The 13,117-nt window shown below is 41.0% G+C and carries 8 protein-coding genes; 6 read left to right on the plus strand and 2 right to left on the minus strand.

Annotation, left to right across the window (positions count from 1 at the left end):
- Positions 1 to 264 precede the first annotated feature (264 nt).
- Positions 265 to 447, plus strand: a complete 183-nt coding sequence (locus EII32_RS10535) for a transcriptional regulator (protein ID WP_125235361.1) — start codon at positions 265 to 267, stop codon at positions 445 to 447.
- Positions 448 to 470: 23 nt separating this feature from the next.
- Entirely contained in the window at positions 471 to 1,232 is a 762-nt protein-coding gene (locus EII32_RS10540) for an SDR family oxidoreductase (RefSeq protein ID WP_125235362.1), read from the plus strand.
- A gap of 54 nt (positions 1,233 to 1,286) precedes the next feature.
- Here EII32_RS10540 and EII32_RS10545 read toward each other — a convergent pair whose 3' ends face one another.
- On the minus strand, positions 1,287 to 2,945 hold the full coding sequence (locus EII32_RS10545; protein ID WP_125235363.1) for an alpha-amylase family glycosyl hydrolase: 1,659 nt from the start codon (positions 2,943 to 2,945) through the stop codon (positions 1,287 to 1,289).
- Positions 2,946 to 3,059: 114 nt separating this feature from the next.
- Positions 3,060 to 3,956, minus strand: coding sequence for an ACP S-malonyltransferase (gene fabD / locus EII32_RS10550; RefSeq protein WP_125235364.1), 897 nt, complete (start codon positions 3,954 to 3,956; stop codon positions 3,060 to 3,062).
- Positions 3,957 to 4,582: 626 nt separating this feature from the next.
- On the opposite strand from fabD, the gene EII32_RS10555 reads away from it, so the two are divergent.
- From EII32_RS10555 to EII32_RS10570, 4 genes are all read left to right on the plus strand, one after another.
- Positions 4,583 to 6,865: an S-layer homology domain-containing protein gene (locus EII32_RS10555; RefSeq protein ID WP_125235365.1), complete on the plus strand. Its 2,283-nt coding sequence runs from the start codon at positions 4,583 to 4,585 to the stop codon at positions 6,863 to 6,865.
- 144 nt (positions 6,866 to 7,009) lie between these two features.
- Complete coding sequence (locus tag EII32_RS10560; RefSeq protein ID WP_158611176.1) at positions 7,010 to 10,006, plus strand: RHS repeat-associated core domain-containing protein; 2,997 nt, start codon at positions 7,010 to 7,012, stop codon at positions 10,004 to 10,006.
- Between the two features lie 70 nt (positions 10,007 to 10,076).
- On the plus strand, positions 10,077 to 10,478 hold the full coding sequence (locus EII32_RS10565) for a T9SS type A sorting domain-containing protein (protein WP_158611177.1): 402 nt from the start codon (positions 10,077 to 10,079) through the stop codon (positions 10,476 to 10,478).
- Positions 10,479 to 10,516: 38 nt separating this feature from the next.
- Positions 10,517 to 12,892, plus strand: coding sequence for a leucine-rich repeat domain-containing protein (locus EII32_RS10570; protein WP_125235368.1), 2,376 nt, complete (start codon positions 10,517 to 10,519; stop codon positions 12,890 to 12,892).
- The last annotated feature ends 225 nt before the right edge of the window (positions 12,893 to 13,117 follow it).

Here is a 13,117-nt window from a genome sequence, read left to right on the forward strand (position 1 = left end):
AGATGTAATGGCTGCGCAGATGGCAGCAAGCGGGCTAAAGCAGTTGGGAAGCGTAACGGCAATGGCAAATCTAAGAAAATGCGGTCTAATGACAGATTGGGGTTAAATAACAACAAGTATGTTTCCCGAGTGTTTATGTTTTAATGACGCGCCGATTAATAATATCATTAAAACTTTGTATTAAGTGAATTATTTTTTATCTTTGCAATCGTGATGCTTGGATTGCACCACACTATAGAATGTTAAACTTAAAAATACAGTAATATGGATACTAAGGAAAAAGTATTGCAAACCATGCGCGATGCCGGCAAACCGGTGTCGGCGGGAGAAGTGGCAACATTGTCAGGAATTGACCGCAAGGAAGTAGATAAAGCATTCGCTGTGATGAAGAAAGAAGGGAGCATCGTGTCACCGGTACGCTGCAAATGGACACCTGCGGAAGCCTGAACATTGTCAAAAACACATCTGTGATGGAACAAAAAATTGCATTGATAACGGGAGCCACGAGCGGTATCGGGGAGGCTTGTGCCCGTAAGTTTGCACAAAGCGGTTACGCGGTTATTATAACAGGGCGCAACGAAAGCAAACTCGCAGCCCTGCAAACGGAATTGGAGAACGACGGCAAGAAAGTGTTGCCGCTGGTTTTCGACGTACGTCGGAGCGACAAAGCCGAAGAGGCAGTGGCCTCGCTGCCCGAAAATTGGAGACAAATTGACGTGCTGGTTAACAATGCCGGACTGGCTCTCGGGTTAGACAAGGAATACGAAGGAGACCCGGAAGACTGGAACACGATGATAGACACCAACATAAAAGGTCTGCTCACCATGACACGTTTGATAGTGCCGGGAATGGTGGAACGCGACAAGGGACACGTCATAAACATCGGTTCAGTGGCAGGCGACGCGGCATACGCCAACGGAAACGTGTATTGTGCCACCAAGGCTGCCGTGAAAACCATTACCGACGGACTGCGCATAGACGTTGCCCACACGGCGGTACGCGTGACAAACATTAAGCCGGGACTCGTGGAAACCAATTTCTCCAACGTGCGCTTCCACGGTGACAACGCACGTGCCGAGAATGTATATAAAGGTATCAAACCACTTACAGGCGACGATATTGCCGACGTGGTGCTGTATGCTGCCAACGCACCGGCTCACGTTCAGATTGCCGAAGTGCTGGTGTTGGCAACACATCAGGGAAGTGGCAGCATAATACACAGAACAAACTGAAATTCGAAATCTTTGGGTTAAAGGTCGGAAAACGAATCATTATGTTTCCGACCTTTAACTTTTGAATTTCAAAACAACTCCTCCGAGCGGCGGTATTGTCAGATGCACCGGACTTTCGGCTGTCAGTTTAAGAACCATATCAGAACCCGTCAACAGATTTGTGGCAGTGCTTACGCTATCCGACATTTTAAGAAAATCGAATGCGTGACGCGGGATATTAATGTCGCACTCCGCTTTGTTGTCATCGAAGTTAGCCACCACGAGCAACGTATCGTTATCATTCTTGCGCAGGAAAGCAAACTGTCGGTCGGCAATATGTTGGTTCACATACATCAAGTCATAACACTTTCCATCGCTCACGGCACGCTCTTCGTTAGCCAATGTAAGTATTCTGCGATACGATTCTTCAATTTCTCGCTCCTCCTTACGCAGATGACGGCGGTCGAAATATCCGCGACGAAGAGTATCTACACACCAATAGTCGAATATTGTGGTACGTCCGTCGGTACCGCTGAATCCCTCCTCGTCCATTCCTCGCTCTCCGAACTCTTGCCCGGCATAAAGCATGAACGGTCCCTTGTTAAACAATGCGCATACAATCAGCCCCGGAATGCCGCGTCGGGCATCTGCCGCAAAGAAATCGCTTGCGATGCGTTGTTCATCGTGATTCTCAAGAAAATAAAGCATGCGACCGAGCATGTCGCCGGCATTCTGCCATTGTGCGGTAATGTCTGACGCATGGCAACGGTTGCAAATAACGTCTCGCACACAGTCGTACATCCCCACCTTGTCATAAAGCCAGTCAAAGCCGGCAGCAATATACCTGCGATACTCCAACGGGTTATACACCTCGCCGATGAATCTTACTTCCGGAAACAAGAACTTTACCTTATCCGTTGCCCATGCCCAAAACTCTGCCGGCACCATTTCTGCCATGTCACATCGGAACGCATCGACACCTTTACGCGCCCAGAAAAGCAGTATGTCGGTCATTTTGTCCCATGTGTCCGGTATGGGGTGAAAATGTTCCGACCGTCCGCCGGCATCGCAATAGTCTGTGCCGTAGTTCAGTTTTACCGTCTCATACCAATCGTTGCGCGACGGAGTGGCAGAAAACACGTCGTTACCCGTTGCGCGTGCGGGATATTCCTTGTACGGAACTCCGTCCGTTCCGACATTTACATTTGAAAGATCAAGCGGTGCCGGAATATAATAGAAATTGTTGTCGTGAGCAAATTGCCGATCCGTGGCATCGTCCTCCCCGAGGTCTTTCACACCCTCCGGTCTGCATATACTTTTGTACTCGCGTGCCACATGGTTCGGCACGAAATCCATTACCACTTTCATTCCGGCCTTGTGTGTACGCTCAATGAGGGCAAGCCACTCTTCCATGCGTTTGTCCGTATCAGTGGCAATGTCCGGATCGATGTCATAGTAATCTGCTATTGCATAGGGAGAACCCGCCACTCCTTTTACTACATCAGGGTGCTGTCGCGGTATTCCGTGGCTTGAGTAATCTGTCTGCGATGCGTGACGTATGACTCCCGTAAACCAAACATGCGTAGCACCGAGTTTTTTTATTCTCCCAAGTACGGCATCGTCGAAGTCGTTCATTTTCCCTACCCCGTTCTCTTCAATCGTTCCCCATTTCTTGTTCGTGGAGTTTTTGTTGCCGAAAAGGCGGGTAAAGACTTGGTATATTATTGGCTTCATATTATTATCAAGATTTAGCATTGATGACGACAAGTTGAAAGTCGGGCAGAAACGAGAAAATATTACTCCGCCCAACTTTCAACTTGTCGTCATCAACGTTTAATCTCTAAACGTTCAATCTTCAATTCCGTGTGCGCTTACCTCGCGGTTAATCTTTGCTATCATTCCCTGCAAAGCCTTGCCCGGACCACACTCCGTAAAGTCGCAAGCACCGTCGGCAATCATGTTCTCCACACTCTGTGCCCAGCGTACGCTGCTCGTGAGTTGTGCAATTAGGTTAGCCTTTATTTCCACCGGGTCGGTATGTGGTTTGCCATCAACATTCTGATACACGGGACACTTCGGCGTGTTTATCTCTGTCGCTTCGATGGCAGCCTGCAATTCGTCTTTCGCCGGCTGCATCAGAGGTGAATGGAACGCACCGCCCACCTTAAGAGGCAGTGCCCTCTTCGCGCCGGCAGCCTTCAATTGCTCGCACGCTTCGTTCACAGCCTCGATATTACCCGAGATTACCAACTGTCCCGGACAGTTATAGTTTGCCGGTACGACAACGCCCTTGTCACCTTTCTTGCTGATTTCCTCGCATATCTCTTCTATCTTGTCAAACGGCAGTCCGATGATAGCAGCCATAGTAGAAGGTGCAGCCTCACAAGCCTTCTGCATCGCCATAGCACGTGCATAGACAAGGCGCAGTCCGTCTTCGAAACTCAATGCTCCCGCAGCAACGAGTGCAGAGAACTCACCAAGCGAGTGACCGGCAGTCATCTCCGGCTTGAAATCATCGCCCATACAGAGCGCACTTATAACGCTGTGAAGGAAAACGGCAGGCTGTGTCACCTTTGTTTGCTTCAGTTCGTCGTCTGTTCCCTCGAACATGATGTCTGTTATGCGATAGCCAAGAATATCGTTAGCCTTCTCGAAAAGTTCTTTTGCCAACGGATTGTTGTCGTAAAGGTCTTTGCCCATACCTACAAACTGTGCTCCCTGTCCGGGAAAAACAAATGCTTTCATCTTAATTTACTTTACCTTGTTTTAAATTAATTTCAGGCTGCAAAGATAGCAAAAAACAAACGAGAAACCAAATCTTTTCATTCTTTTCGTACTTATGTCAAGTTATTATAACACCATAAATACAACAATAAATCAAAATTTTTTAAATTCTTTTTTGTACTTATATTTTTTATTATTAATTTTGCAAAAGTTTAAACAAATCCCAAAAGGGTAAGTCAAACTAATTTTTGTTGAAAAGAGCATTTACAAACGTTATCTCTTCTATCAAATTTCGCAAACTTGACTAAAAAAACAGAAGATGCGGCGACAGGGAACGATCACGTCAGGATGCTTTCTATACATTTTTCAAAATGCGCATTAAAATTATTTGCAACATGTAAAGTGGGTGTATATTAATCATGACGTGGACTTACCGCGTTGCTTATTTTTTGTAGGAACAATACGGAGGTTTGGAGGTTAGATAAATAGGAAACTGCATTTCCACCTCTTTTTTGTATTTCCTAACCTACAAGGATTTACATAAATCGAATAGTGGGATCCTTCTTCTTTGGTTCAGTTCTATACACAATAATATTTCATATAAAATACTGATTATAAGCAAAAATAATTTCAAAAAATAATTAGCCATGTTAAAGAAAAAATTACTGCTAATGTCCATTCTTCTGACAACATTCACGGTTGTATATGGACAACATTATTCCGCTGACCCGGATGTGGGAACCGAGTTTTACGACATTTCGCCAAGCAAAAAAGGTGATGTTCATGGAACTTGTGGGTACACTTATACCGGGGGATATGTAAAATTAAGATTGGTTTCCATTTCTGGGACGAATCTTAGATTTGAGACACAACTTGTTAACTCAAATGGAAATCCAATCAATACTCCATCAACAATGGAGTTTCACATAAAAGAAAGCCGTACAAGCAATGTTGCTTCTTTGGTTTGTGGTCGGGATTATGGAAGCATTACGTTTTACGCAGGAAACTCAACATGTGTACAAACTATAAATGTTTCTGGTTTCGATAGTGGTACACGTTACTATTGTTCTATACTTAAAATTGGTAATGTGCGTTACTATTCAAACACAGTATCAGTTACGGCATCAACTCCTAAACCGGATGTAACTACAGGGGATGCTATTGTAGGAATAGATAATGCGACCCTGTTCGGAACAATAAATCCATACGGACAAGAAACTTATTACTCTTTTCAATACGGCACATCCAGATACGACATGCCAAACAGCACCACAATCAAATACGGTGCAACAGGTACCGGATATTTTGATGTATCGTCAAAAATAACCGGATTGGAAAGTGGAAAAACCTATTACTACAAACTGTTAGCCTCAAATAGTTCGGGAGTGACTTCTGGAGAAATTAAAAGTTTCACTACTGAAACCCCGTGGGAACTTCCTACAATCGTATCGGCCTATGCAACAAATATTGGGCAATATACAGCCACTTTGGTAGGAAGTACTAACCCTAATGGGCATCGTGGAGCATGTTTCTTCAAATATGGAATGACAAAGACCCTTGGACAAATAACCCAAGGCCAAAACTTTAATGCTTCCAATGACATTCTGACATTCAGTTTTGATATAGATAAACTTGTCCCCAATACAACTTACTATTATCGCTTTTATTCTGGTAGTGCAAGTGATGGAAACGCAGTAGATTACAACCAAAGCGAATTAAGAAGTTTCACAACTGGTGATAAGCCCGTAACATCGCCTTCTCCCTCCGATAACGCTACTGGTATTAGTACATATACCGATGTTTCTTGGAGTGGAGGTATTGAGGGTGAATTATATGCTGTGAGATATAGCGAGGATAGTAATCTTTCAAATTATAGAGAATCAAGAGGTTCACATAGAGGAACAAGTCTGCGTAATGAGAAAAATGGCACAAAATATTATTGGCAGGTATGGAAGTATAACAAAAGTTCTGCCACATACGCACCAGCAAGTCCTATTTGGTCGTTCACTACAATCGGTGGAAGCGAACCAAGCGGAGATTGCGACCTTTCTGACATACCGACATCAAGCGTATATTATGAACCCACAGCGTTCCTTTGTGGACGTACGGTTCTTTCTGGTTCAGACGAAAATGGTTCGGTGAACGTTACCGGAAAACTTAAAAGGGCACATTTAGCTAAAATAGCATTCCGTGGACTGTATCTTCTTAATGGAAGTCAAGTTCCGTCTAATGTTCCGTCTGATATTTATCCATCAGTATATTCCGATATAGCCGAACTAAATTCGGAAAATTCATATTATTATCAAGCTGCACGTTCACTACTATATCTTGAATATGGAGACGGAGTATCTCCTTTTGACAGGAATCGTTTGAATTTTAATCCTAAAAATACCATCACGAGAGTTGATGTTCTGAAAGCTCTTTGTGAAACATTCAATATAAAGCCTGATTTATCAAGCAGCAATAATCCATATCCAGCGGATAAGGATGCAGTAAGTTTGTTGGAAAACAACCCCACGAAGTTCGGCTACATACGAAAAGCAGCAGCACTCGGAATTATAGCAACTCCTTCCGGTGGAAAGAACAACACATTCCGTCCATACGATGAATGTCTTCGTGGAGAAGCATTCATAATGTTGACAAACATAATGAAAAAAATAGAAAGTGGTTATATTCCTGCACCTAATCCTACGGTAAATGATTATTTTGAACCGCTTAATATCACAACAAAGACATTGTCATTGGGTATTGGATTCCAAATGGGTAATTTCAATCATTATACAAAAACCGGCTTCTCTCTTGACGGTGTTGTACCATTGACTTTTTCACACGAATATAATTCATATAATACAACCTTGCCTGATGCGTTCTTCGGTTCACGTGAAGTAAAAGGAAAAACAGAAACCTACCAACCACTCGGAATAGGCTAGAGCCACACATATCATTCCTATATAACACTTGTAGGAAAAGGAACTGATGCGCGTGCAATCGTGCATTGGGGAGGTGGAAACATACACATATACAAGTCAGACGGAACAAAAATGCACCCGGAGTCAATTGGAGTGTATGATGATATGACCGTAAACTATAACGAAGTAATTATCCGTACAAAATCAAAGACAGAATACCGCTTCACCAATCAGGGAGGAACAGGTGCCATGGTTTTGTACTTATCTTCCGTCACCGACCGAAACGGCAATCAATTAAATATAAACTATTCGGAAGGACAAAACGGAACAATGAACATAAGCAGTGTATCTGACGGACAACGTGAACTGAAATTCAAATATAAAACAGGTACAAATCTTATTGAAAGCATTATAGACCCAATTGGTCGAAGCATAAGATTTCAATATACATATAACAAGCCTCTTGATGCTTATGCACTAACGTCGTTCATTGATGCAGAGGGTAATTGTACGAATTATGAATATGGCGATGCGGGCAACAGAGGAACTGCATTCTTGTTACAACGCGTACAATTACCAAAAGGCAATTATATAGAGAACGAATATGAAGCAAATCGACGTTTGAAAAATACAGTATCCGGTATGAACGGTGTGCCTGCTACAAAAACTTCTGTTTCAGTATCTGCTGACTATCAAGGACAGGCAAAGACCTCATCGATGATTCAGGTTAAACGTCACGGCCAAACATCTAAATTCGCCTACAACTATAATAGTAATAATGTGATGACCCGGATGAATGGAGACGAGGGATTAAACATCTCGGCATCATATAATGACAATGCTCAACCACAATTGCCTACTTCTGTAAAATCCAATAATAGTGACATTAGCAAAATCAATTATGATGAAAGAGGAAATGTGACGGAAATAAGAGTTTCATCTATTGACAATTCGGAAGTACATACTACCCGAATGACATACGATGAAAACAACAATATCACAAGTCAAACAGATGCAAATGGAAATACGACAAGATATTCATACGATAGCAGAGGTAATCTGACCGAAATCAACGCACCAGAAAATTCCACGACAACAATAGAAATAAGTTCTAATGGCTTGCCTATTTCAGTAACGAGTGCAGAAAACATAGAAACACAGTTCTCTTACAATAATTACGGGAATCTTACACAGGTGTATCAACCAGCGATAGGTATCAGTTCCTCGATGGAATATGATAGAGCCAGCCGACTCATTTCTGCAACGAACGCTTTGGGCAATACCACATATTATAAATATAATAATAACGATAACATTATAGAAGAAACTGATGCCGAAAACCATTCTACACGGTATAGTTATGATAAGAATGATAATATGACAGGCATTACAAATGCCAAAGGAGAAATGACTTCAATGTCTTATGATAATGCCACCGATTGGTTAAAATCTGTTTCATCCGGCAGATACACCAAACACTACGAATACAACGAAGATGGAAGTTTGAAAAACTTCACGAAGCCTGACGGAACAAAACTTTCATATTCATACGATGCTTTGGGAAGAGTTGTGAATGACGGAATTAATAATTATCGGTATGATGATAAGATGCGGCTTGCCGAAGTAAAGAAAGACAATAAGAAACTTGAATTTCAATATGATGGCTTCAACAGAGTCATAGAAGTTTCTTATAATGATGTTTCGAACAACCGTATCAGATATGGATATGACTCCAATGATAACGTTACAAAAATAACTTACCCGAACGGAAAGAGTATATACTACAGATACGATGGCTTGAACAGGCTTACCTCTCTTACCGACTGGCATGATAGGACTATCAGTTATACATACAACAAAGATAGCAAACTTACAAGAGTTGATTATCCAAATGGCATACATACCGATTACACATACGACCATGCTGGGCGATTAACGGCTAAGAAAACATTGCGTTCCAACGGTTCACAAATTGCAGGCTACGAGTTCAAACTTGATAAAGCAGGCAATATCATTGAACAAACATCACGAGAACCTTTTGTTGAAACACTATCTGAAGAAGAAGATGTGGATTATACATATAATTCTGTCAATCGTATAGAGAAGGCAGGAAATACACATTTTGCTTTCGATAATAATGGCAATACACTGCAAAGGGGAAGCGAACAGTACAGGTGGGATAGGTCTGACAGATTGACTTCTGCAGCTGGAACAACTATAGAGTATGATCCAATGGGAAATATTAGACAGTATGGTACACACCGATATCTCACCGATATCAGTGGTATTGGCAATGTCATTGGAGAGGTGGATGCAAGTGGAAATATTACTTGCTATTACTTATATGGTGCAGGATTAGAAGCCCGCATCAATGGCGATGGAACCATACATTACTACGTCTCTGACTTCCGTGGCAGTACGGTGGCTATGGTAAACGACAATGCCAAAGTAACTCACCGCTATCAATATGACGATTTTGGCAATATAACGAAACAAGAAGAGACCGACTTCAACCCATTCCGTTACGTTGGCAAATATGGCGTAATGTATCTCAACGAGCATCTTTATTACATGCGAGCACGACATTATGACCCCACAATAGGGCGTATCCTATCCGAAGACCCGATATGGAGCACCAACCTCTATCCTTATGCGGATAATAATCCGATAATGGGGATTGACCCAAAAGGGGAATCCTATTTAGGGCTGGGGTTGGTTAATTCTGTAGAACTGACAACAGCGACAACAGAGGCTTTGGGTCAATTTATGCTTGAATTAAAAACTTTGGCAGGTGCTATAAAGGGAACATCCGCTGTTTCTGCTTCTACAAAGTGGAAATTACAAATTCTTAAAAAAGAGATTTTAAAAGGAGCTAATAAAGGAGGACTTTTTAAACCTAAAGGTTTTGTAACTGTTGATGCATTAGCCGTTGTCGTTCTTAGCTCTATAATTGAGATGCACATAATAAACAATGTCAAAGCTATCTCGGCTGCAAAAAAAACTGGAGGAGATTTTAACACTTATATTAAAGCGATGAACAATTCATCGGATCCGATATGGCACGCAGGACAACTATTAAATAAAGGACTGGATAGTGTAGGTATTGGAAAAGGTATCAATAATATTTTACTGTGGACTGTTAAAAAAACTGGTATGTATTAAATATAAAGATATTATGAATAAATTCAAATTATTAATATTCTGTTTGTTTTCTGTTTTGTCTCAGAAATTGATGGCGCAAACTAATACAACCTACGAGTACGACAAACTAAATCGACTCGTCAAAGTGACAACACCGGTCAGTGTAACAACCTACTCTTACGATGTCTTAGGAAATCGAAAGACAAAGCGGAAGAGAATAGATGTCACTTCCGTTCCGGAAGTTCTTAAAAATAATGAATTTAAGATTTACCCTAATCCCGCAAGAGAGCAGGTAACAATAGAATGTCCGGAAAACTCAATCGGACAAGACATTGTTATGACTGATTTAAACGGAAGGTTGATATTGAGGAAGGAAATAACTTCTATCAAAGAGTCAATAAGTCTTGACAGTATTGCTCCGGGACTATATATCATAAGTATATCGAAAAACAATGAGTCGATAGTATATATACACAAACTGTTGAAGCAATAATAACAAACCATTCTAAACATCAAAATAACATTAAAAATATGAAAAGAAAAATAGTTCTAATGTCATTATTAATAATGGCGATATGCTCATGGGCACAACCATATCCTGAATCAAGTTATGAAATAGAAGGTGGGAACTTGAAAAAATGGAAGGGGACAGAAACGGAAATCGATTTCACAAAAGACCCTGTATTGAAAGATATATATCGGATCTTGGGCAATGCTTTTGAGAACAATACAACTTTGACCAAGGTACACTTTAGCAAGCGAATGAATATTTTGAAACATCGTGCATTCTATAATTGCAAAAATTTGAAAGGGGTGACTTTCGAAGAGGGCAACGATTGGGACGAACCCTATCTTGAAATATGGCCTATGGCTTTTGAGAAATGTCCGCAATTAGAAAAGATTCATCTTCCACGTCAATATCAAATCCCAGGTCCAAATTTCGACGGTATTATATGGGGTGGTTTAGGCGAGATGTTTGAAGAGTGCGATGCCGTTTCCACCGTTACCGTTTCTCCAAAGCATCCGACTCTTATGGTGTATAATGGTGCCGTGTATAATAAGGACAGGACGCAATTATTTTATGTTCCTTGTGCTACCACGGGAGATTTCACCGTTCCTTCCTCTGTAAAGCAATTATATAACTACACTTTTTATAACAGCCACCTATCTTCTATATATCTCCCGGCAGATATTGAAGAAATCCCTATATATTGCTTTCAATATGCTATGACTTTAAAGACAATTGCTTTACCACGCAATTTGCGAACCATCAAACAGGGGGCATTTAGCAGTTGTGCGAGCTTAAGCAATTTGCTCTTCCCCAACGGTCTTGAAACAATTGAACTAGAAGTTTTTTGGAAATGTACCTCATTGCCTTCTGTGTTGAAACTGCCTGCATCGCTACAAAACGTTGATGGATCTTCTTTCGGGAAGTGTGATCAGATTAAGGAGTTTTCCATTCCTAACGGAACTGCATACACAGCCGTCGACGGTGTTCTTTTCACGTTAGATTTATCCACATTGGTATTGTTTCCCGGTAAGGAAGGCAAGTATGAAGTTCCGGTAGGAACCATAAAGCTGGGCAAGCGTTCTTTCTGCCGTGCCATTATAAACGAATTAAAACTGCCAACGACATTAAGAGAAATAGAAGAAGGATGCATCTCTACATGTAATAAATTAACGGAATTAAGAGTAGCTGAAGGAGTAACAGATATTGGCAATTATTGTATTCATGATTGCGAAAACCTGAGTTTTATAGAACTTCCAAGTACTTTGGACAGAATAGGACTTTGGTCTTTAGTTGATCTCAATAAAGACAAACAATACAAAGTAGTGTGTCACGCCCCCTATCCTCCACAGGCAAAAGGAATGCTTTGCGATACGGATAACAAGGCAACTCTTTATGTTCCACAGGAAAGTGTTGAATTATATAAAATAACGCCTAACTGGAAAACATTTTCTCAGATTTTGCCAATCACCGACGACATCATTCCGTCAAAGTATGTCCTGTCGGAAGACCGTTCCACATTGTTGCGTTGGAATGGAGATGATAAAGACATCAATTTTTCAGAATATCCCAATCTCGCAAACGTTACGACAATAGCTGCCGGCGCATTTGCAGGAAACACGAGTCTTGAAACCTTAATTGCAGACAATGTACAGAAAATAGAAAACGGAACTGAAGATACACATGGTGCTTTCGAAGCAGCAACATCGCTTAAAGAAGTTTCACTTACCGCATTGACAAGCGTTGGAGACAGGGCTTTTGCCAAGTGTTCTGCATTAAGAAGTGTCAGTTTGTCATATTCCGTAGAAAGACTTGGCAATCACGCATTCGCATATTGCACAGCAATGGAAGAATATCCTTATTTCTCATCTTTGTCACATATCGGTGATTTCACTTTTACCGATAATACATCTTTGCGTTCATTCATGTTCTCTCCGTCATTACAACAAATTGGCGAACAAGCATTTGCCAACAACATGGCGTTAAGCGAACTAACGTCGTTTGCAGTAACACCTCCTGTGCTCGGTAAAAAAGTTTTCTTAAACGTTCCCGTTTCAAAAGTTAATCTGAATGTTCCGGCGGAAGCGGAAAACGCTTACAGAAATGCAGAACAATGGAAAGATTTTTTCAACAATAACACCGGTATTGACAGTCAATACGAAAACTTGTCGTCATTCCATATTGATGAAAAAGGATTAAGCATTTATGGGACACCACAATGTAACTATCGTATTTATGACATAACAGGAAAAATAATCATAGCTGGCAAGTTCGGCATCAATGGAAAAGAAGAAATAAGCCATCAAAAATTAAATGGTTTATCATCTGTTTTGATACTCAGCATACAAGATAGTAAAGGAAAAGCATGGCACAACATTTCTTTTTCTACCACGCAATAATGTATCCGTATTAAAAACGACATTGAAAAATTAAAATAATTAATAACGTGCGGAAAAGTCTTTGCTGGGACTTTTTCGCACGTTTGTTAAGATTATCTTAAATCTGTTTTGGCTTTTTATTCTACTTATTTGCACAATTCGTTTTTTTTTATTTATTTTGCGGGCATAACCAAATCTGTTTTCAAGATTATGAATGTAGGGAAACGTATATGCGAAACGCTGAAA

The sequence above is a fragment of the Prevotella sp. OH937_COT-195 genome, assembly GCF_003932845.1.
Taxonomy (GTDB): domain Bacteria; phylum Bacteroidota; class Bacteroidia; order Bacteroidales; family Bacteroidaceae; genus Prevotella.